Genomic DNA, 21,617 nt, shown 5'->3' with positions numbered 1-21,617 from the left:
TCAGGTAGTCGTCATGGCCTCCGAAAACAAAGACAAGGCGCCGGAAGATCAGTCCAAGCAAACCCAGTTCGTAAAGCCTCAGGCCTACCGCGACCGCAGCCTGCCGCGCCTGCGCGATCACGCTGGCGACGAATGGTGGCTCAATGTGGACTACGTCAGCGAAGGTCTTTGCGACAAGACAAAAGACAAACACTGAGTGCAAGTCTGTTCCCCACCTTATCTGCGGTGCTAGAATTCCTGTTACACCCAAACCGGACAGCATCCAGCCCATGATTAACTGGCAGGACATCGATACCGTCATGCTCGATATGGACGGCACCTTGCTCGACCTCCATTTCGACAACTATTTTTGGACTCAGCATTTGCCGCTGCGTTATAGCGAAATTCACGGTACGCCGCTGGACAGCACGCGCGATAGCCTGATAGCACAGATCACTGCCAAACAGGGCACCCTGAACTGGTATTGCCTGGATTACTGGTCCGAGGAACTGAAGCTCGATATCCCAAGCCTCAAGCGCGAAGTCCATCACCTGATTGCCATCCGCCCTTATGTCGAAGAGTTTTTGCAGTGGCTGAGCGACTCCCACCGCGAAGTCTGGCTGGTAACCAATGCCCACCAGCATAGCCTTGACATCAAGATGGAGCGCACCAGCCTGGACCGCTGGATTGACCGGATCGTCATTTCCCACCAGTTTTCCGCCGCCAAGGAAGACCCTCAGTTTTGGCTGAAACTCAGTGAAGAGGCGCCCTTTGATGAGAAGCGCACCTTGCTGGTAGACGACAACGCCAGTGTCCTGCAGGCCGCCGCCGATTTCGGCATTGCCCACCTGCTGACCCTGCGTCAACCCGACAGCAAGCAGTCCATTCGCGACAACCTGGCATTCCCGGCCATTCATCACTTCGACGAACTCTTGCCCACTCCATGACCGAAGCCCCCAAGGTGCGCCTGGACAAATGGCTCTGGGCGGCGCGTTTTTTCAAAACCCGCAGTCTCGCCAAGCAGGCCATCGACGGCGGCAAGGTTCACTACAACGGGGAACGCTGCAAAGTCAGCAAAGAGGTTGAACTCGGCGCCACCCTTACCATTCGTCAGGGCTGGGACGCCAAAACCGTGGAAGTACAGGCCCTGTCAGACCAGCGCCGGGGCGCGCCTGAAGCACAGCTTCTCTACCGCGAAACCGAAGACAGCATCAAGCAGCGAGAGGCACGCGCCGCCCAGCGCAAGGCCTTTGGTCCCGGCGCCGATCTGGTCAGCCGCGAGCGACCCAACAAAAAACAACGCCGCCAGATTCACCGCTTTAAACAGCAAACCTGAAACAGACTATTACCGAACCCAGACTATGACCAAACACAGCTGCGCGGACACCATCAGCCGCTTCACATTCGATGACTGCGCCGTGCGCGGCGAGCACGTATTGCTCGATACCAGCTATCAGGAGCTGCTCGCGGTTCATCACTACCCGCCGGTGGTGGCAGAACTGCTGGGTGAATTGTGCGCCGCCGCCTGCCTGCTGGCAGAAACCATCAAATTTGACGGCATTTTGACCCTTCAGATTCGCAGTGAAGGCGAGATTCCGCTGATCATGGCCGAAGCCACCAATGCCCAAAGCTTCCGCGCCATCGCCCGTCAGGCTCAAGAGGCCACCAGCGCCGACTTCAGCCAGCTTTTTACTAACGGCCAACTGGTGCTGACCATTCAGCCGCGCAACGGCGAACCCTATCGGGGCATTGTCATGCTCGACGGCAACAGCCTCGCCTCCAGCCTCGAAGCCTATTTCAAGCAAAGCGAACAATTGGAAACCCGACTCTGGCTGCACAGCGATGGCCAGCGCGCCAGTGGCTTCCTGTTACAGCAATTACCGGGTGACGGTAATAGTTCACAGTGGCAGCACCTCAGTCACATGGCCGCTACCCTTACTCAGGAAGAGCTGCTTACCCTGCCGCGGGAAACCCTCCTTTACCGTCTCTATCACGAGGAAAACCTTCGCCTGCACCCGCAAAAACCCGTGCAGTTTCAATGTACTTGCAGCCGCGAGCGGCTGGAAAATGCACTGCTTTCACTGGGCGAGAACGAGCTGCGGGACATTCTCAAAGAGCGGTCAGTGATCGACGTAAACTGTGAATTCTGCAACCGTTTTTACAGCTTCAGCGAGCCTGATGTCGACGCATTGCTGGGGAACTCTGGCCGCGAACAACCCCACTAAGGCAGGGTTAGCGCTGGCCCGGCTTTTTTGACATAATGGCGCCCCCGAAAATTGGCGCCCCTGCAAGCCGGCAGCGGCAGCCCAAAGACAGGCCCCCAAACAAGAGCTGCAAGTTGCGACTTGAAAGCCAACGGGAGCGTTTTGACAGGACGAGAGAATGAGTGCAGAAACGATTGTTTACACAGATTTAGCGCCATCGCGGCTTATCGAGCAAGCGCTGGCGCGTGGTGAGGGCGAACTCGCTGATAACGGCGCCCTGGTTGTTACAACCGGCAAGCGTACCGGCCGCTCTCCGGGCGACCGCTTCATTGTTAAAGAGCCCTCTACCGGCGACGCTATCGAGTGGGGCAGCGTCAACCGCCCCTTCGACGCCGACAAGTTCGACGCCCTGTGGAACCGGGTTGAAGATTATCTCGCTGATCACGATCGTTTTGTTTCGCACCTCCACGTCGGCGCTCATGAAGAGCACTACCTGCCCGTTGAAGTTCACACCCAAACCGCTTGGCAGTCCCTGTTCGGTCGCAACATGTTCGTGCGCCCGCACAAGTACAACCCCAAGGGCAAAGAGCAGTGGACCATCCTCAACGTTGCCGGTTTTGTCTGCGACCCGGAGCGCGATGGCACCAACTCTGACGGCACAGTGATTATCAACTTTGCCCAGCGCAAAGTATTGCTCGCCGGCATGCGCTACGCCGGTGAAATGAAAAAAGCCATGTTCTCCGTGCAGAACTTCCTGCTGCCGGAAAAAGACGTGATGCCAATGCACTGCTCCGCCAACGTCGGTGACGAAGGCGACACCACCTTGTTCTTTGGCCTGTCCGGTACAGGTAAAACCACTCTCTCCGCCGACCCGGCCCGCTTCCTGATCGGTGACGACGAGCACGGCTGGGCCAAGGGCTCCGTATTCAACATCGAAGGCGGCTGCTACGCCAAGACCATCAACCTGAGCCAGGAAAACGAGCCCATCATCTGGGACGCGATCCGCTTCGGCGCCATTGTTGAAAATGTGGTGATTGACGCGGAAACCCGCACTCCGGATTACGACGACACTAGCCTGACCGAAAACGGCCGCTGCTGCTATCCGCTGGAGCACGTTGAAAAACGCGTTCCGCAAAATGCTGCAGGGGAGCCGCAAACCGTCATCTTCCTGACCTGTGACGTGTCCGGCGTTCTGCCGCCCGTGTCCATCCTCAGTAAAGAAGCGGCTGCCTTCCACTTCCTGAGCGGTTACACCGCCCGGGTCGGCTCAACCGAGCTGGGCGCAGAGGCCGGCATACACCCGACCTTCTCCACCTGCTTTGGCGCGCCCTTTATGCCGCGCCCTGCCGGTGACTACGCCGAACTGCTGATGAAACGCATCGCCGACTTCGGCTCGCGTGTGTACCTGATCAACACCGGCTGGACCGGTGGCTCCGGCGCTGCTGGCGGTACCGGTTCGCGCTTCCCGATTCCGGTAACTCGTGCCGTAGTCGCTGCAGCGCAGAACGGCGCTTTGAGCGATGTGGAAACCGAGCATCTGGACATCCTTAACCTGGATATTCCGAAATCCATCCCCGGCGTCGACGACAAGTACGTCAATCCACGCAACTCCTGGGGTGACACGGCCGCTTACGACGCAGAAGCGAGCAAACTGGCCAAGCTGTTTCAGGAAAACATCAAGAAGTTCGATGTTGCTGACGCCATCGTGGCGGCAGGCCCCAAAGCCAGCTGAACCAAAAGCACTGCTCCATAAAAAAGGCACGCCAAATGGCGTGCCTTTTTCGTTTAAATCCCGCTTAAAGAAACTTGCGGATCAGAAAGCCACTCTTCAAGACGCTATGGCATCGCGGAAGCACAGGCGCCGCAGCCAGTTGCTGTTAAATGGCACCCAGTCACCATCCTTCTGTGCCAGACGCTCTGCGACCGCATACATGACTGCGGCATTGTGAGTCAGCCCCATATGACTTCCGGGAACCCGCACATTCTCGGTCTGATAACCTGGCTCATCGATGCAGTAGTGCCAGTCAGCCACACCATCACCGGTGCTGTAAATCGCTGTAGAAGGTACCGGCGGGGATTGACGCCAAGTGTCCGCCGCCGCCAGCATGGGGTCGCTCAGGCCGCCCGGATTTACCCATTCGTACAGCTTGGCGACACCACCGGAAATACTGTCCGTGGTAGCCACATTAAACGGTGAGCCCAGTGTTATCACCTGCCGCACCAGCTCCGGCTCGGCATTGGCTGCGGCGCGCGCGTAAACACCTCCAAGACTCCAGCCAACCAGCGACACCCTGGCGCCGTCGTGCCGCATTGACACCTCTTCGACCTGGTTAAGCAGGTTATCGAGAAACTCCTGACGAATACCCGTGTTCCGGCCCTGCCTCCAGCCGTAGCTGTTAAATCCGGCTGCATTCAGGTAACGGCGCAGCAAAGCCGTGCCACCGTCACCGGTCATAAAAGCAGGAACAACGATCACCGGCTGACCATCACCTTTGGCGATACTTCTCAGCATCGGCTGAAATGACGCCGCCGCGGTAGCCTCAAGAAAGGCGCGCAGTTCAAGAAAGGCGGAAAACAGGTTCGGACCCGTGTGGGCAGGCGTTTTTTTCATCAGGCTCTCCATACTGCGCAGTGTTCTAATGGTTATGTGCTTGAAGCGCTGTCTCGACTATAACCGTAGCGGTAACGAAATATCAAAACCTATTTCACACTTGGATGGCATACGTACAAGCCCTGTGATGGTCATTTTTCAGTCAAATCAAAAATATCGTTTTTAGTATGTTTATTCTAATTTTTCTCCGTACAGTTGGCCCCAGCTTCAGAAAACGGTGCAGGAGATAGGTCGTACTGCCACGATCTGAACCCCTGAAAAACCAATGACCAAGAGGTGTATGCAAATGAGTAAGAAACAAGCCGAAACCAAGAGCACTTTCGAAAAAGCCAACGAACTGGCTCGCGACGTATTCCTGGCCCAACTGGGTCTGGCTGGTAAAGCACTGGAACAAGGTCAGGAAGTTGCCGAGAAAGCTCAGCAATCTTACAAGGAAAGCACCAGCAAAGTGCAATCGCTGGTAGAAAAGCGTTCTGAAATCTTTGCCGATCTGGTTAAGCGCGGCGAGAAAGTTCAGTCTGACGCCCAAACCAAATTCGACGAGCTGGCAGCCAAGCCGAAGGCGCTGGTTGAAGAGCAGGTTGAAGCGGTTAAAAGCTCTGTCGAGAAATTGAAAGAGCGCATCAACTCCCGCAAGAGTGAAAACGCAACTGCGGAAGCCTAAGGCTTTCGCACCTGAGTGATCAGGTAACCCATCAGGTCTTTTTTTGCACGGTGCGTCTTCTGGACCGCCGTGCTTTTTTACTTCAAGCCTGATACTGCGAACTCAACAAACACGTATCCATTGGGAGAATTGCCATGAGCAAAGAGAAATCTCAACTGAAAGAAGTCAGTGATGTAGCCAAAAACATCTGGTTGGCCGGCCTCGGCGCCTACGGTCGCGCCTTCGACGAAGCGCAAGAGCGTTACGAGCAGGCAAGCAAAGAAACTCCGCGCCTGTTCACCGAGCTGGTCGAAAAAGGTCGCAACCTGGAATCACAGGCACGCACTGCGATCGACGACGTTGCCAGCAAAGGCAAGGGCACTGCCACTTCTCTGGAAGAGCGCATCAATAAAGTCCGCGCGAATCTGGGCTTCGGCGGAGTAAGCGTTGAAGACTTTGAACGCCTGGAAAAGAAAGTCGATGCACTGGCCAAGAAAGTGAATTCGCTGTCAGCTGCACAGAAAAAGGCGCCTGCCAAGCGCGCCGCTGCCAGCAAGGCCGCTGCCGAATAAGTCAGCTACCTGCCAGCACTAGAAAGGGCGACACAGTTCGCCCTTTTTTTATGGGCAGTTTTTATGGACAGTCACGGGTTAACATGGCACTTTCGAACGCTCACAGTCTGACCGGACATCCATGAAAACCCGCGATCGTATTCTGCAAACTAGCCTCGAACTGTTCAACCTTGAAGGCGAACCCAACGTCACAACGGTGGACATTGCCAACGAGCTGGATATCAGCCCCGGCAACCTCTACTACCACTTCAAGGGCAAGGAGGACATTATCGGTGCTCTCTACGAGAGCTTTCACAATGAGCTCAGCGAGATTCTGAGCGCCCCCATCAGCCAGATTCTGAAACCTGATGACGCCTGGTTCTACCTCTACATCGTGTTCGAGGAAACCTACAAGCAGCGCTATTTTTACCGCAACCTGAATGACATCCTGCAGCGCTACCCCGCCATTGAAAAACGCTTTCGCCGCCTGCTTGCGCAAAAAGTGACCGCCGCGCAGGCTGTTGCCCGTCCACTCATCGAGCGCGGGGTGCTGGACCTGGACGAGGGCCAGTTGGGGCGGCTGAGTGAGGCCGTGGCCATGCAGGTGACCTTCTGGCTGACCTATGACCTGCTGCGGAATAATAACGCCCCCGAGCAGCTCCAGATACACCAGGGCGTGTTTCAGGTCATGTCACTGATCGCTCCCCACCTCACCGAGAATTACCGCAGTTTCTACGACGACTGCTGCGAGCTGTTCGACTCATTAACCGCAGATTTAACCTGAACTGCCCTCCCCCGCCGGAAGAGGTGGGTACTTGTCACACTCCCTTGCTGTCAAGTCTCGCGGCAGCGCAGCACTTTCTGCATAATGCGGCGCTCCCTTAACGAATAAGATTCAGGTTGTACACGAATGAAGCAAATTCTCCAGACCATTGCCCAGGAACTGAACACCGCATTGCGCAATGTAGAAGCGGCTGTTCAATTATTGGACGAGGGCGCTACTGTGCCGTTTATTGCCCGCTACCGTAAGGAAGTCACCGGCGGCCTGGACGACACGCAAATGCGCGATCTGGAGAGTCGGCTGGGCTACCTGCGAGAACTGGAAGAGCGCCGCGAGGCCATCCTCAGCAGCATCCGTGAACAGGACAAGCTCACCCCCGAGCTGGAAAAAAAGATTGTCGAGGCCGACACCAAAAGCCGCCTGGAAGACCTCTATCTGCCCTATAAGCCAAAGCGCCGCACCAAGGGACAGATCGCCATCGAGGCCGGGCTGGAGCCTCTGGCTGACGCCCTGCTGGGTAACCCCGAGCTCGACCCGGAGGCCGAGGCCGCCGGCTACCTCAACCCCGAGCACAAAATTGAAAGCAGCAAAGACGCCCTCGACGGTGCCAAATACATTCTGATGGAGCGTTTTGCCGAAGACGCAGACCTGATCCAGAAGCTGCGCAACTTTGTCTGGGAAGAAGGCAGACTCACCGCTGCAGTGATGACCGGCAAGGAAAAGGAAGGCGAGAAGTTCAGCGACTACTTCGAGCACAGCGAACCCCTCAAAACAACGCCCTCGCACCGGGCCCTGGCCATGTTTCGCGGCCGCAATGAAGGCGTACTCTCCCTCAACATCCAGCTCGGCGACGAAGCCAGCGCCAGCCCCTGCGAGGCCATGGTGGCCGACCACTGGAACCTCAGTTTCTCCAACCGCCCTGCCGATAAATGGCTCAGCGAAGTGGTGCGCTGGACCTGGAAGATCAAACTGTATATCCATCTTGAGACTGACCTGCTGGGCCAGCTGCGCGAGCGCGCCGAGGCCGATGCCATCCAGGTGTTCTCCTCCAACCTGAAAGATCTGCTGCTGGCGGCGCCGGCAGGCCCGCGCGCCACTATCGGCTTGGATCCGGGCTTGCGCACCGGCGTCAAAATGGCGGTAATCGATGCCACCGGCAAGGTGCTGGACCACGGCGCGATCTTCCCCAACCCTCCGCAAAACAAACTGGCCGAAGCCGGTGCGGTGCTGCTGAAGATGATCAAAACCTACAACATCGAACTTATCGCCATCGGCAACGGCACCGCCAGCCGGGAAACCGACAAATTTGTCGGCGATCTGCTGGCGGCGCATCCCGAGCTGAACACCACCAAAGTCATGGTCAACGAATCCGGCGCGTCCATCTATTCGGCTTCCGAGTATGCCGCCAAGGAATTCCCGGATCTTGACGTCACCATTCGCGGCGCGGTTTCCATCGCCCGGCGTTTGCAGGATCCGCTGGCCGAGCTGGTCAAGATAGAGCCCAAGTCCATCGGTGTCGGCCAGTACCAGCACGATGTATCTCAGACCGCCCTGTCGCGTTCACTGGATGCGGTAGTCGAGGACTGCGTAAACGCAGTCGGCGTTGATGTGAATACCGCCTCGCCGGCGCTGCTGACCCGCGTCTCGGGTTTGAACGCGAGCATCGCTGCCAATCTGGTGCAGTACCGAGATGAACATGGCATGTTCAAGGATCGGGAATCCCTGAAAAAGGTCCCCCGTCTGGGCGATAAGACCTTTGAACAGGCGGCGGGCTTTCTGCGCGTTATGAACGGCGACAACCCGCTGGACAGCTCAGCCGTTCACCCGGAATCCTACAGTGTGGTGGATAAAATCGTACAGCAGTGTGGCCGCCAGGTTGGCGCACTGATTGGGGACAGTACTTTCCTGCGCGGACTCAAGCCCGAGCAATTTATGGATGACAAATTCGGCTTGCCCACCATTCGTGACATTATCAGCGAACTGGACAAACCCGGTCGCGATCCTCGCCCGGAATTCAAAACTGCCAGTTTCAAGGACGGTATCGAGAAAGTCAGTGACCTGCAGCCAGACATGATTCTCGAAGGCTGTGTCACCAACGTCACGAATTTTGGTGCCTTCGTGGATATTGGTGTGCATCAGGACGGATTGGTGCACATATCCGCCCTGTCACACCAGTTTGTGAAAGACCCGCGCGAGGTGGTGAAGGCCGGTGATATCGTGAAAGTGAAGGTGCTCGATGTCGACGTTCAGCGCAAGCGCATTGCCTTGAGCATGCGCCTCGACGACAAGGCGACACCTCAGGATAAAGCCTCACGCGATAACAACCGTCGCAATGGCGGCGCCAAGGCCAAGCAGCCTCGCCAGCAGGAACCCGCAAACAATAATGCGCTGGCCGCGGCCTTTGCCAAGGCAAAACAGGGCGGGCGTCTCTGACGCCCTTGCAACGTGGCTGGCGTGTCAGTAAACCGGCAACCAGGACGCGCAGCTGCTGGGTTCACTGCCTGGCGTCGCTGCTGACAGTTCCTTTTCGCTGTTTTCCAGACGGCTATCGAAAGGCGCCAGTGTGCGGGCCCGTTTTATCGCCTGCTGGGCCGTAAGCGGACAACCTGCCGCTGCCAGCGCAAAGGCAAAATTATTCCAGGCCAGCGCATTTCCCGGCTGCAATTGCAGGCTGCGTTGAAAATACGCCAGAGCACCGTCGCGTTTTTTGTCCTGTAAATAATTAGCCATCATAAACTGGGCTGTGGCCGAGCGCGGCCAGTGCTCAGTGGCCTCTGACAGAGCATTTTCATACTGCCGCTCTGACACCGTGTCGGTCTCGCGCATTTTCTCAAGTTCTGACAGATACGGCAGCGCGCTTGCCGCTGCCGGATACACTCCCAGCGGTACCGGCACCAGCCCCCAGTAATCGCTGCGGTGCCAGGTTTTCATAAAGGTACGGGCGGATATCGCATAGTAAGCCTGCTTGCCGGAATGCAGCAGCAGGGTTGCGCCGGCATCGTCATAACCAACCACAAGCGCGTAGTGCCATTGCGGCCACCAGTTAAAGGACAGATTCTGCAAAACCAGCACCGGGTTGCCCGCGTCCAGCTCGGCAACTACCGCGTCCAAGGTTGGCAGCGCCGGATAGGGCAATAAACCCTGACGGCGAACAGCGGCGGTCATTTCCAACGTCAACGAACCTTCCCGACCGGGCAGGTAAACCTGACGAACCAGTTCATCGATAGCAACGTGCTGACCGCGAAACTGCAACGCAGACGTGAGCGCCGCCGGACCACAATGGGCCACATCCTGTTCCACGAAGGGCACATCAAGCCTGACACTTTCACGCTCGGGTGGCGTGCTGGGTTTGACAGTTGCACAGGCAGATAAGAGCAGGACTACAGACATAACCAGCAGACGAAAAAAAACTCGCCTCAAAGAGGCGAGTTTATAAAACAGAGTCATAGTCAACTCAGACTGATCAGTTAACCGGACGGATAAAGGGGAAGATATCCGTCGCGCCAATCACATCGGTAATGACGAACACAATAAAGATCGTCAGAACCACACCGACCAGACCGGCACCGGCGGGCGCATCCTGCAGGTTGGCATTTAGCTCCGCGAGCTCAGCGGCGGTCATTGCATTAATGCGTGCATCAACGTCAGTTGGCGAAACGCCCATATCCACCAGCTGCTGTTTCACGTCGTCGCGATCAAAAAAGGCTTTGACCGATTGCTTGTTCTCAAACTGGTGCTGCTCAACCAACATGTCAGAGGACGAAATAACGCCTGCGTTGGCGGATGACAGCAGCAGACCGCTCCACATGACCAAGGCTGACAAAATCAGGGACAGGGTCTTTCCGGTTTTTGTGCGATGCATAAAACTACCTCCAGTTGTTAGCTACAAAATCAGCTCGATAAGAGCGCATTCTACTCCTGTTACCAAGGCGAGTTCAGCGCTTGTAAATATTCACGGGAATTAAAGCCGCCAAACCCGCCTACACGCTGACGGCCAGTATGCAGCTATAGACCAGGAGTTCGCTGATTTGTTGCGCCGCGCCCAGGGCATCACCGGTAAAACCACCCAATCGCTGTCGCAATTGTGCGGAAAATCCCACTATGAATAGCGCAAGGATCACAATCAGCGCCAGGATCATGGCAAGTTCCATAAACAACAACAGCGGCAACAAAGGGGCTGCAGCGAGTAACAGGGCCGGCGGATCAATGGATTCGGCCAGGGGTTTACTTTTGCCTTCCGTTTTCGCATAGGGTGTCTTCAGCATAAGGCTGATCGCTGCCCAGCGGCTGAGGCCCGCAGTCAGAACAATAACGATCAACACCAGTTCGGTTTCCAGCGCGGCAATCAGCGCAACACGCAGCGCTAGCACAAAAAACAATCCAGACACCCCGAAGGTGCCAAGACGCGAGTCGGTCATGATTTTTAGCCGGCTAGCACGATCCTGACCACCGAAGCTGTCGCAATAGTCGGCAAAACCGTCTTCGTGAAAGGCTCCGGTCAACAAAACAACCGACAGGACACTGAAGAGCGCTGCCAGCCAGACGTTGGAAAACAGGCTGAGCGTCAGGCTGTAGGCCAGTGCCTGCAACAATCCAAGCACCAGGCCCACCCAGGGGAAAAAGCGCGCGGACCGATTCAACGCTTCCGGCGAGTACTGGATTTTCCCCAGCGCGGGCAACCGCGTCAGAAAAGTCCAGGCAAGCCAGAATTCATTGAGCGCTGCTGACAGATGTGTGCGTTCAGACATAGGGAGCAAGCCGACAAAAGCGCAAGCTTAGCCGCTCCCCCTTGAGAGCGAAAGGGCTCCGATGACGGAGCCCTGTCCAGTTCAGCCGATCAGTGGACGTTAATGGCGATACGGCGAGGCTCAGCATCTTTTGACTTCGGCAGATGGATCGCCAGAACGCCATTGTTGTATTTGGCCTCGATGCGATCCACGTCGGCAATTTTCGGCAGGGTAAACCGTCGCACGAAATCGCCGCGCCAGCGTTCCTTGCTGAGACTGGTGCGCTCGCCGTCGTCCCAATCGCGCTTGCCTTTAACCGTCAGCTGCTGGGAGTGCGTTGTGATCTCCACATCATCGGGATTCACGCCCGGCAGATCGACCGTAATGAAATAACCGCCTTCGTCCTCGGCCAGATCCACAGCCGGACTCCAGCTCTGCTGCTCTGCACCGGCATTGACGAAGCGGTTGAAATCCCGGCGGAAGTCATCCAGCCAGGCATAGGGTGTGTAAGTAAACGCAGACATGATTCACCTCCAAATACTTACCAGGCGTCAATTGCCTGTTACTTTCAAAATGGGGACACGCGATGATTTTTCAAGAGGGGCCTTTCAAGTACCTGCGCGCTGGGGGTAGACTTAGCCCCTCACTGACAGAAGGAGCCTCCAATGACGATTAAGACAGGCGATAAAATCCCCTCCGTAACGCTGAAAACCATGGGCGGCGAAGGCCCTCAGGACATTACCACCGACAGTATTTTCTCCGGCAAAAAAGTGGTTCTGTTTGCCGTGCCCGGCGCCTTTACCCCCGGTTGCTCCATGACTCACCTACCCGGTTTTGTGGTCAATGCGGACAAAATCAAGGCCAAAGGTGTCGATACCATCGCCTGCCTGTCTGTAAACGACGCTTTCGTAATGGGCGCCTGGGGCAAGGACCAGAACGCCGATGAAATCCTGATGCTGGCGGACGGCAATGCCGAGTTCACCAAGGCCTGCGGCCTGGAAATGGACGGCTCCGGTTTTGGTATGGGCGTGCGCTGCAAACGCATGGCAATGATTGTCGATGATGGCGTGGTCAGCCACTTTGCCATTGAACCGCCCGGCGGCATTGTCGAAACCTCTGCCGAAAAGATCCTCGAACTTCTGTAAGCATTCGCCCGGACAAAGCCATGAGCGCAGTACCCACCGTTCTGGTATTTGATTCGGGCGTTGGCTCTCTCAGTATCGGCGGCGAAATACATCGCCGCCTCCCCCACCTCAATCTGATCTACGCCATGGACAGCGGCGGCTTTCCTTACGGTGAATGGGAAGAGGCTGCACTGAGCGCGCATATTTGCGCGACAATTACCGCACTGGTAGAACAAACCCGTCCTGACCTGCTGGTCGTTGCCTGCAATTCGGCGAGCACTACCGTACTACCCGCCTTGCGCGCCCGGCTGACTCTGCCCGTGGTGGGTGTTGTGCCAGCCATTAAACCAGCGGCTGCGTTCAGCCGCAGTCGCGTAATCGGCCTGCTCGCTACTCCCGGCACCGTGCGCCGGCAGTACACCGCGCAACTCATCAAGGATTTTGCCGCAGACTGTTGTGTGATATCGGTGGGCAGCAGTGCGCTGGCGCCTGCCATAGAACGCCAATTCTGGGAGGGCACAGATCACCCGGAGCTTTACCAGACGCTGGCGGCAGAATTCGCAGGCCACCCCCGCGCTCCTGACATGGATACGCTGGTGCTGGCCTGCACCCATTTCCCGCTGGTCGCAGCGCAGTTGCATGAGTATTTTCCCGGGGTGAGTCTGGTGGACTCCGGCGAAGCAATTGCCCGCCGGGTGGAGTCTTTGCTCGACTCAGCCCTGCCGACTGGAGGCCAGCCCGGTGAACAGCGCGTTATCGTGCTGGGAGAAAGGAAGGTCAGCGCACACTTTCTGGAAAAACTCGCCGCGCAGGGAATATCCCGGAAACCAACGCTGGTCGCTGCGGATTAGCGGGTATTGAAGGTATCCAGCTCAGCGTGCACCTTGCGCGATACACTATCCATGTTTTCCACCGTGCGGTTGTAGGCGTTCAGTCGCTCCAGCAGGATTTCTACATCCACATCCGGTTCCGACACCTTGAGCGCATCGATACAGTCCAGAAAGCTCTGCGCCCGGGCCTGATAGTTGCGCATTTCCCGGTAAGCTTCGAGCATGGTCTGCTTGTCAGCCGTACTTCCATCCGGTACTACTGGCATCGGAGGTTCTTTGCAATCGGCTATTACCTGAGACAGGCCTACTACCTGTAAAAGCAGCAGTGCGGCCATTCCAATGGCCTTATTATGTAATTTCATTGCTACCGCACAAACAAAATTTCGGGCTAAACCTTAGCAGGTTTCCGAAAAAAAGAAAGGAGGCACCAGGCCTCCTTTCACGATCCCGACTGTTTGCCGAGAATTACAGGGCTTTCGGGTCGAAACCGTCAGCGTAGAACTGACTGTACCATTTGCGGAATTTAGCAATCGGGCCATCACCGTCACACAGGATCGGCAGCGGGCGGTAGATCTTGTGCTCCCAGATAGGCGCATCTTCTTCCAGCTGACCGACGATGTCTTTCACAATCGCCGCATTTACGCCGCCTTTCTTCACCTCACCATTGATCTTCGGCTGAGTGAAGGCAAAGCGAATCTGCACGGTTTCGTTGTCGATTGGTGTGGTCAAGCCCATCAGGCAGGTTTCAGCGATGCCCTTGAAGCGGGTATAGCCCTGACCGGGACCAAAACTGGCGGTGTGGATTTCACCCTTCACTTCACCGCGTGGTGTCGGCATATTGGCCTTCTGCAGTCCGCGCGACTTGGGTCCATCGTAGGTGGTTTCCCACTCGGGGAATGACGCCGTGCCGTGAACATAGCGAAAGTGCGCTGGATCAGCGGCGTTTTCCGCCATTTCCTGGGGGTGGGTTTTCAGGGTCCAGTCGTAGCGGTCCTGCGGTGACCACTCGTCGCTGTTCATCTCCTCATGGGTTTCAACTTCCCACAGCGGGTCGATGCGCTCCGGGTGATACCAGGCCCAGATTACCTGATTGGTCTCACGGGTCGGGAACGCATAGAGGCACTGCTTACCCGCCACTTTCGGCGGCATGTTCTTGGCATAAGGTACGTCGGTACACTCGCCTTTTTCATTGAACTTCCAGGCGTGAAAGGGGCAGACAATGGATTCGCCCTCAATACGACCGCCCTTGCCTTCATTTTCGTGAATGCCGTAACCCAGGTGAGCACCCAGGTGCGGGCAGTAAGCTTCCAGCAGCACGGGCGTTCCGCTTTCGGTGCGAAACAGCACCAGGTCCTGATTGAAATAACGCACGGCGCGGGACTCGCCCGGCGCCAGCTCATCGGCATAGGAAACGGCGTACCAGCCAAAGGGCATGGGCATGGGATAACGCTGTGACATGTCTCTCACCTCACTTGTCGGCCGGACAGGCCCGGCATTCGATTCTGAGCTGCAACTCTACGCTCACTGGCCAGACAAACAATGACAAATGCTGTCATCTTGCTGTCGATAGCTGCCAATGACGCAGTATTTTTCCTCTTATGACCGATTTTGCCAAGTAATCAGTGAATCAGCACAAAGCTGCTCAAGGCAATGATCACAGCCCCTAGCACACTCAACACCACTCCGCGCCGGGCCATCTGCGGCACGCTGATCATGCCGCTGCCGTAAACGATCGCGTTCGGCGCGGTGGCAATAGGCAGGGTAAAGGCGCAGCTGGCGCTTATCGCCGCTGGCACCATCAACAACGCCGGGGGCAAACCCAGTCCCAGCGCGGCAGCGCCCAGAATCGGCAGCAGCAGGGTGGCCGTGGCCATATTGCTGGTCGCTTCGGTGAGGAAGGTTACGCTCAGGCAGAGCACCAGCAGTAGCAACAGTACTGGCCAGTGCTGAAGAGCAGTTACCGCTCCGGCGACCTGCTCGGAAAGCCCCGAAGCGGCAAAGGCCTTGGCAATACAGATCCCACCACCGAACAGAATCAGAATGCCCCAGGGCAGTTCTCTGGTTGCCTCCCAGTCCAGCAGTCTGCCCCCCTTGCCGTCGCCGATGGCGAACAGGCTCGCCCCCGCCAGTAACGCCACGGTGGCATCGTTGGCACCCGGTAGATCCAGCAAACCAGACCAGCCCCCAAAGGGTTCACTGCGAGTGATCCACAGCAGCGCCGTGACCAGAAACACCCACAACACCCGTTTTTGCGCCACATCCCAAGGCTCCCTGTCGGGCAAGCTAGCCGACAGCGCGCTGTTCAAGCCTCGCGACAACCACCACATGGCCACCGGCAGCAACAGCAGCACCACCGGCAGGCCCCAGCGCATCCAGCCAATAAAACTGACTTCTTCTCCAGTCAGCTCCGTGTAGACCTGCATGAAGACGAGGTTGGGCGGTGTGCCAATCGGCGTACCGATACCGCCGATACTGGCGGCATAGGCAATCCCCAGCAGCAGGGGCACCGACAGTGTCGGTCTTTGCAAGCGATCGAGAATGGCCAGCGCCACCGGCAGCAGCATCAGGGTGGTGGCGGTATTTGAAATCCACATACTCAACAGGGCAGAGGCCAGCATAAACCCGACAATCAAACGCCGCTCACTGCCGGCACCCACCCAGTGCAGAGCCATCAGGGCCAGATGGTAGTGCGCACCGCGATAGGCCATGGCCCGCGACAGCAAAAAACCGCCCAGCATCAGCAGTACAATGGAGGCGCCATAGGCCTCGGCAACCTCGGCTTTGCTGAGCACGCCAAACAGCGGGAAAACCGCCAGGGGGATCAGGGCAGTCACGGCGATCGGCACCGCCTCGGCGAACCACCAGCCCAGACAGAAGGCAGTGACTGACAGGGTAACGGTGGCGTGCTGATTTAGCCCCATCGACCAGCCCAGCAGCACCGCCAGCCCGCCCAGTACTGGCCCCGCAAGGAGCCTCAGGTTCGAGTTACTCACGAGCCTTACTTCCCAGCTTCAACACCGGCGGTAGGCGCAGGCACCCGTAACAGGCGGTCTCCCGCATAAGAGCCGATAAACCAGTAATTGCCCCACTCCACTGCCACCGTTCCCGCGCCCATCGGCGCGCCCTTGTGGTCAAACAGAGTTTCCGCAGCCATGGTCTCTGGATCGATGGCAATCAACTGAAATCGCGATTCGCAGGCGCCGCTGTGCACATCGCCACACAGGCCAGGCAGCAGTTTGTCGCGCGGATGAGAAGCGACCAGCAAACGACCATCCGGCAACCAGCTGCTGTTGTCTGGATGCGCAACTTCCACTTCGCCGAGGTGTTCGCCGCTGTCGCGCGCAATTTTTCGCACGCGGTTATTGGTATAGAGATTCAGGAACAGGACTTCACCATCGCCGCTGATCTGAATACCGTTGGGGAAGGAACCCAGGCTTCCAGGCTGGATATCCACCCCTTCACCTTCGCGCCAGCGCCAGACATGACCGCGTTCCGCGCCAAAGAAGGTACGCAGTAGCGCCCAGATATTGTCCTTCGGAAACATGTGGGTCACCAAAAAGCCCCCTTCCGGCGTTGCGACCAAATCATTGAGGAAGGCGCCATCCGGCAACACTACACAGCCCTGCCAGTGCAGCGAACTGTCATCGCGCCACTCAAAAAATTCCACCGACTCACGGCCACCGTGGTTTACCACCAGTAACTGCCAGCGACCGTCACTGCGCTGGGAGAGATGAATGCCATGAGGGGAAATAGTCGCCCCCGGCGCGCCCGGACAATCGGCATCGCCCCAGCCCTCCGGCTCGGCCGTTTGACTGGCCAAAGGATACAGCGGCAGTGTGGTTTCGGTTTGCGGATCAAACAACATCAGGCTGCCCGAATCCGAGCCGGTAATGCCGCCAAACTGACTCAGAATGAGGTGTTTGCCATCGGGGGTCGGCTCAATATCTTCCGGCGCCTGCAAACCGCAGATGGGCACCCGGTCATCTACCGGCTCACAGGGAAAATCGCGCTGGGCATCGCACGCGGCCAATAGGAAAGGAAGAGCAAGCACCAACAGACGTGTCATAGGTCACCCACGATTATGATTATTTGGTGGGCACCATACTACCTGCACTGGAGTAACAAAAACCAGCGATGGCTGGCAGCCCTTAGACCCGACGCACGGCGCCGGGTGTCTGCGCCGGTGACTCCACTCTTGCCTTCGCCTTGGCTGCCGCCCGGCGCCGCTGAGGACGTCGCTTCAGCCACAGACTGACGCCGGTAAAGGCAAGCACCGCAGGCGCGAGTCCGAACAGGCACCAGATAATGCGGCTTGGCAGCCCGGCAAAATCGCCGAAATGAAGTCGGCGAAAGCTGTCCATAGTCTTTGCTGACACACCCTGCTCGCGAATATCGTAAACATCTTTCATGTCGCCGCTCTGGGCATCAAAGTGAACCGAACTGGCGTACTGGCTCAGCAAAGGGTTCGAACTGTTGATATCACCAAAGAAGCGTATGCCCTGCCCCGGCTCCCAGGGCAGGGAAATATAGGTGGCATCAAAATCCGGAAGCGCCTGCTCGCTTCGATCGTGCAAAGCCTGCAGTGACAGCCCGTCGTTGTAGAGCCGCGCCTGCATCTTATAGTGCTCCTCACCACCGGCATGCTCCTCCACTTCGTGGGCAAAGTGGGTAAGGTTCCAGTAAGCGCCGGTAAAGCCCAGAACCAACAGCACCGGCGACGCATAGGCGCCCACCAGTTTATGCAGGTCGCTGTAATAGAGCACGCGTCGCGCTTTAGTGCGCAAGGTAAACAGGTTCTTCCAGAAGCTCCGGTGCAGCCACAGGCCGGTAATCCCCAGCAGACAGAGAATAACCGCGATCAGTCCGCTGAGCAGCAGACCTGCATCATGCAGCAGCAGAGTGTAGTGCAACTCCAGCAACCAGTCGGTGAGGTAGTGGGTGGTGGAGACCACAGGCGCCAATATCGCTGCGCGATACTGATCCAGCAGAAGATACGACCAGTCGCTGCTGCCGTGGGCAATGACATACACCAGATCCGCCCGGGCCGGATCTTCGAACAAGGTCCAACCCACCACTTCGTGGCGGGGGTAGGTCTCGTTCACCACATCGCGCAGGGTGTCGAGGCTCTGCCGCTGCGGCAGTGGCTCAACCCTTACCCTGTCGTGCATCAACAGGCTGTCGATTTCGTGTTTGAACACCAGCACGCTGCCGGTCAGACAGATCACAAGCAGCGGCAGGCAGACCGCAAGGGCCGACCAGCTGTGAATACGGAACAGCAGTTTATTACTCATATACGCCAAAAAACTCGGGAAACAGTAAGCTGACTGTGACGCGGCGCACCTCACTAGCCCTGCTCCCGTTAAAGGCTGGCGATGTACTTTTCATCCGTCACATTCTCGACAGTCAATGCGGCACTGGGCTTTATCGGGGATCGCGCATTGGGCGAACGGTCAAGCAGCAGGCCTTCAGAATGTTGTTCTGCGAGGCTAAGCAAGCCGTCGCATTTAAACGCAAACGCGAACCATTATCAATATCATTTGTAGTAAAGCACCCCACCACCGCGCTGAGGTACAATGCGCGCTTTGTAAGAATGGGGACTCAGCGAAATGCGGATTGCTTCTTGGAACGTCAACGGCATTCGAGCCGTGATGAAAAAGGACTTTGCCGACTCACTGGCCAGCCTGAATGCCGACATCCTCTGTCTGCAGGAAACCAAGGCCCAGGATGATCAGGTTGTGGCCGCCCTGGAAGGTGTCGAGGGCTACCACGTATACAGCAACTCCGCCGAACGCAAGGGTTACTCCGGTGTGGCCATCCTGACACGCAAGGAGCCGATACGGGTTTTCGCCGATATCGGCATCGAGGAACACGACAGAGAAGGCCGCGTGCTCACCGCCGAATTTGAGGATTATTTCCTGCTAACGGTTTACACCCCCAATTCTGGAAACGAGCTGGTGCGCCTGCCCTACCGGGAAACCTGGGATAGGGACTTTCTGGGCTACGTTAAAACTCTGGAGCAACGAAAACCGGTACTGATGTGCGGCGACTTCAATGTGGCCCACCGCGACATCGATATTGCCCGGCCCAAACCCAATTACAACAAGAGCGCCGGCTTTACCCAGAAAGAAATTGATGGCATGGACAACATCGTGACGGCAGGCTTTGTCGACACCTTTCGCTATTTTTATCCAGAAACGGTGAAGTACAGTTGGTGGAGCTACCGCGCCGGCGCGCGGGCTAAAAACGTGGGCTGGCGGATAGATTATTTTCTCGGAAGCGACTCGCTGGTGAAGTCCCGGATCAAAGATGCAGCGATCTGGAATGATATTTTTGGTTCAGACCACTGCCCGGTCAGTGTCGATCTGAAGCTGGCTTAGCGCTGCCAGCGGTGAAAGCGCTCCACCCACTGCAGCAACTTTTGCGGCGCGTGGGCCTTACCCCACTCCCCCGCCGCATACTTATTGGCCTCGGCCAGCGTCGGGTAGATATGAATGGTGCCGAGTATTTTCTTCAGGCCAATGCCGTGCTTCATCGCCAGCACATACTCGGCAATCAGATCGCCGGCGTGGGCACCGACAATCGTCACCCCGAGAATACGATCTGAACCTTTGGCAGTAAGCACTTTGACAAAGCCCTCATCGCTGCCGTCGGCAATGGCCCGATCCAGATCATCGATGCCATAGCGGGTCACTTCATAGTCAACACCCTGATCAATGGCGTCCTGCTCATTGAGTCCGACCCGAGCCACTTCAGGGCTGATAAAGGTCGCCCAGGGAATGACTGAATAGTCGACCTTGAACTTTTTGAACTTCCCGAACAGGGCATTCACCGCAGCGTACCAGGCCTGATGCGCCGCCACATGAGTAAACTGGTAGGGGCCGGTCACATCGCCACAGGCATAAATATTAGGGTAACGGGTTTGCATATGCTCATTAACCGCCAGCGTGCCGTTGTCGCGCAATTCAATGCCTAACTCTTCCAGCCCGAAGCTCTCCACGTTGGCCTTACGGCCGATAGCCACCAGCACTTCATCAAACACCAGTCTGACTGTGCTCCCCTGATGTTCGGCGTAGAGCACCTTTTCGTTATCTTCACGGGCGAAGCGCACCGCCTTGTGACCCGTAAGCAGCTCAACACCATCGCGACGCAGCCCCTCTGTTGCGGCTTGCGCTACGTCAACATCTTCACGCGGCAGAATACGCGCCAGCATTTCTACCTGTGTCACCTGCGCCCCCAGGCGGGCAAATGCCTGTGCCAGTTCGCAACCGATTGGCCCGCCGCCAAGCACCAGCAGGCGACCGGGATTTTTTTCGAGATTCCACAGTGAATCGGAAGTAAGGTACCCCACCTCATCCAAACCGGGAAACGGCGGCACCAGCGGTCGGGCGCCGGCGGCAACAATAATACTGCGGGCACTCAAGCGCTCCGGATCACCACTCTCACTGCGAATCTCCACTTCCCAGGGCGACACCAGTTTCGCCTCACCCATGCGGCAATCCACCCCCAGCTCTGAATAGCGCTCCACGGAATCGTGGGGCTCAATGCGGTTGATTACCGACTGCACCCGTTGCATGATGGCTGCGAAGTCCGCTTCCGGCGCCAAGGTTTTAAGACCATAACGCGGCGCGGTATTCGCAAAGTGTTGCACCTGAGCGCTTTTGATCAGGGCCTTGGAGGGAACACAGCCGGTGTTGAGACAGTCTCCGCCCATCCGGTGACGCTCGATCAACGTCACACTGGCTTTAACTGTCGCTGCGATATAGGCACTGACCAGGCCGGCGGAACCGGCGCCAATCACAATCAGGTTGCGATCAAAGGTTTTCGGTTTTTGCCAGCCGCGATACACGCGCATAGCCTGCACCCGATTGACAATCGCCCTGCCGAACCAGGGCAGCAGTGCCAGCAACGTGAACGCGACAATCAATTCGGTTGAGAGCAACCCCGCCGGCGAAGAAATCTGCGCCAGCTGGGTGCCGGCATTCACGTAGACAATGGTGCCAGCCAGCATACCCACCTGACTGACCCAGTAAAACGTCCAGGTCCGAATGGGGGTGAGCGCCATTAACAGGTTGATGACAAAGAAGGGAAAAATCGGCACTAGCCGAATGGAGAAAAGATAGAGCGCACCGTCGCGTTCAACACCGCGATTAATGGCCTTTAAACGCTC

The 21,617-nt window shown here is 57.1% G+C and carries 23 protein-coding genes; 12 read left to right on the top strand and 11 right to left on the bottom strand.

What is annotated here, in order from left to right; all coding sequences use genetic code 11:
* Nucleotides 1-13: 13 nt before the first annotated feature.
* The 5 genes from ABY734_RS10060 (at nt 14) to ABY734_RS10040 (ending at nt 3,915) form a co-directional block, all read left to right on the top strand.
* Nucleotides 14-196 carry a hypothetical protein gene (locus ABY734_RS10060; protein WP_372778894.1) on the top strand — a complete coding sequence of 61 codons (183 nt, stop codon included), beginning with the start codon at nt 14-16 and terminating at the stop codon, nt 194-196.
* A 73-nt stretch (nt 197-269) separates the two neighbouring features.
* Nucleotides 270-926 (top strand): GMP/IMP nucleotidase, encoded by a 657-nt coding sequence (gene yrfG, locus ABY734_RS10055; RefSeq protein WP_372778892.1) that lies wholly within the window; start codon nt 270-272, stop codon nt 924-926.
* A complete protein-coding gene (gene hslR, locus ABY734_RS10050; RefSeq protein ID WP_372778890.1) occupies nt 923-1,315 on the top strand; it encodes a ribosome-associated heat shock protein Hsp15 in 393 nt (130 codons plus the stop codon). Before yrfG ends, hslR begins: the two co-directional genes overlap by 4 nt.
* A gap of 25 nt (nt 1,316-1,340) precedes the next feature.
* The gene (hslO, locus tag ABY734_RS10045; RefSeq protein WP_372778888.1) at nt 1,341-2,204 is read left to right on the top strand and encodes an Hsp33 family molecular chaperone HslO; all 864 of its coding nucleotides are present in this window, start codon (nt 1,341-1,343) and stop codon (nt 2,202-2,204) included.
* Nucleotides 2,205-2,361: 157 nt separating this feature from the next.
* On the top strand, nt 2,362-3,915 hold the full coding sequence (locus ABY734_RS10040; RefSeq protein WP_372778887.1) for a phosphoenolpyruvate carboxykinase: 1,554 nt from the start codon (nt 2,362-2,364) through the stop codon (nt 3,913-3,915).
* Between the two features lie 96 nt (nt 3,916-4,011).
* Here the strand turns inward: ABY734_RS10040 and ABY734_RS10035 are convergent, their stop codons facing one another.
* Nucleotides 4,012-4,794 carry an esterase/lipase family protein gene (locus ABY734_RS10035; protein ID WP_372778885.1) on the bottom strand — a complete coding sequence of 261 codons (783 nt, stop codon included), beginning with the start codon at nt 4,792-4,794 and terminating at the stop codon, nt 4,012-4,014.
* Between the two features lie 286 nt (nt 4,795-5,080).
* Here ABY734_RS10035 and ABY734_RS10030 point away from each other — a divergent pair, with 286 nt between their 5' ends.
* From ABY734_RS10030 to ABY734_RS10015, 4 genes are all read left to right on the top strand, one after another.
* Nucleotides 5,081-5,458 (top strand): hypothetical protein, encoded by a 378-nt coding sequence (locus ABY734_RS10030; protein ID WP_372778883.1) that lies wholly within the window; start codon nt 5,081-5,083, stop codon nt 5,456-5,458.
* A gap of 134 nt (nt 5,459-5,592) precedes the next feature.
* A complete protein-coding gene (locus tag ABY734_RS10025) occupies nt 5,593-6,009 on the top strand; it encodes a phasin family protein (protein ID WP_372778881.1) in 417 nt (138 codons plus the stop codon).
* Nucleotides 6,010-6,130: 121 nt separating this feature from the next.
* The gene (locus ABY734_RS10020) at nt 6,131-6,772 is read left to right on the top strand and encodes a TetR/AcrR family transcriptional regulator (RefSeq protein ID WP_372778879.1); all 642 of its coding nucleotides are present in this window, start codon (nt 6,131-6,133) and stop codon (nt 6,770-6,772) included.
* 126 nt (nt 6,773-6,898) lie between these two features.
* On the top strand, nt 6,899-9,202 hold the full coding sequence (locus tag ABY734_RS10015) for a Tex family protein (protein WP_372778877.1): 2,304 nt from the start codon (nt 6,899-6,901) through the stop codon (nt 9,200-9,202).
* Between the two features lie 24 nt (nt 9,203-9,226).
* Here the strand turns inward: ABY734_RS10015 and ABY734_RS10010 are convergent, their stop codons facing one another.
* From ABY734_RS10010 to ABY734_RS09995, 4 genes are all read right to left on the bottom strand, one after another.
* Nucleotides 9,227-10,159, bottom strand: a complete 933-nt coding sequence (locus tag ABY734_RS10010) for a PA2778 family cysteine peptidase (protein ID WP_372778875.1) — start codon at nt 10,157-10,159, stop codon at nt 9,227-9,229.
* Between the two features lie 73 nt (nt 10,160-10,232).
* Complete coding sequence (locus tag ABY734_RS10005; protein ID WP_372778873.1) at nt 10,233-10,631, bottom strand: PA2779 family protein; 399 nt, start codon at nt 10,629-10,631, stop codon at nt 10,233-10,235.
* 118 nt (nt 10,632-10,749) lie between these two features.
* A complete protein-coding gene (gene cobS / locus ABY734_RS10000) occupies nt 10,750-11,517 on the bottom strand; it encodes an adenosylcobinamide-GDP ribazoletransferase (RefSeq protein ID WP_372778871.1) in 768 nt (255 codons plus the stop codon).
* Nucleotides 11,518-11,606: 89 nt separating this feature from the next.
* Nucleotides 11,607-12,020 (bottom strand): Hsp20/alpha crystallin family protein, encoded by a 414-nt coding sequence (locus ABY734_RS09995; RefSeq protein ID WP_372778869.1) that lies wholly within the window; start codon nt 12,018-12,020, stop codon nt 11,607-11,609.
* 141 nt (nt 12,021-12,161) lie between these two features.
* Between ABY734_RS09995 and ABY734_RS09990 the strand changes: the two genes are divergently transcribed.
* Together ABY734_RS09990 and murI are read left to right on the top strand one after the other, a co-directional pair.
* Nucleotides 12,162-12,641, top strand: a complete 480-nt coding sequence (locus tag ABY734_RS09990) for a peroxiredoxin (RefSeq protein ID WP_372778867.1) — start codon at nt 12,162-12,164, stop codon at nt 12,639-12,641.
* A gap of 20 nt (nt 12,642-12,661) precedes the next feature.
* Entirely contained in the window at nt 12,662-13,471 is an 810-nt protein-coding gene (murI, locus tag ABY734_RS09985) for a glutamate racemase (protein WP_372778865.1), read from the top strand.
* On the opposite strand, the gene ABY734_RS09980 is transcribed toward murI, so the two are convergent.
* The 5 genes from ABY734_RS09980 to ABY734_RS09960 form a co-directional block, all read right to left on the bottom strand.
* Complete coding sequence (locus ABY734_RS09980) at nt 13,468-13,812, bottom strand: hypothetical protein (RefSeq protein WP_372778863.1); 345 nt, start codon at nt 13,810-13,812, stop codon at nt 13,468-13,470. The genes murI and ABY734_RS09980 overlap by 4 nt on opposite strands.
* 103 nt (nt 13,813-13,915) lie before the next feature.
* Nucleotides 13,916-14,908 (bottom strand): Rieske 2Fe-2S domain-containing protein, encoded by a 993-nt coding sequence (locus ABY734_RS09975; RefSeq protein ID WP_372778861.1) that lies wholly within the window; start codon nt 14,906-14,908, stop codon nt 13,916-13,918.
* 161 nt (nt 14,909-15,069) lie between these two features.
* Entirely contained in the window at nt 15,070-16,443 is a 1,374-nt protein-coding gene (locus ABY734_RS09970) for a DASS family sodium-coupled anion symporter (RefSeq protein ID WP_372778859.1), read from the bottom strand.
* Between the two features lie 5 nt (nt 16,444-16,448).
* A complete protein-coding gene (locus ABY734_RS09965) occupies nt 16,449-17,516 on the bottom strand; it encodes a hypothetical protein (RefSeq protein ID WP_372778857.1) in 1,068 nt (355 codons plus the stop codon).
* A gap of 82 nt (nt 17,517-17,598) precedes the next feature.
* Nucleotides 17,599-18,741, bottom strand: a complete 1,143-nt coding sequence (locus ABY734_RS09960; RefSeq protein ID WP_372778855.1) for a PepSY-associated TM helix domain-containing protein — start codon at nt 18,739-18,741, stop codon at nt 17,599-17,601.
* 315 nt (nt 18,742-19,056) lie between these two features.
* Here ABY734_RS09960 and ABY734_RS09955 point away from each other — a divergent pair, with 315 nt between their 5' ends.
* Nucleotides 19,057-19,827: an exodeoxyribonuclease III gene (locus tag ABY734_RS09955; protein WP_372778853.1), complete on the top strand. Its 771-nt coding sequence runs from the start codon at nt 19,057-19,059 to the stop codon at nt 19,825-19,827.
* Here the strand turns inward: ABY734_RS09955 and ABY734_RS09950 are convergent.
* Nucleotides 19,824-21,617 (bottom strand): FAD-dependent oxidoreductase (locus ABY734_RS09950; protein ID WP_372778851.1); only part of this gene is annotated, 1,794 nt, incomplete at its 5' end. The genes ABY734_RS09955 and ABY734_RS09950 overlap by 4 nt on opposite strands.

Origin of the sequence: Litorivivens sp. (assembly GCF_041624475.1) — a bacterium.
GTDB lineage: Bacteria > Pseudomonadota > Gammaproteobacteria > Pseudomonadales > Spongiibacteraceae > Litorivivens.
Note: the sequence above shows the minus strand (reverse complement) of the source record. Positions and strands in the feature narration are given on the sequence as shown.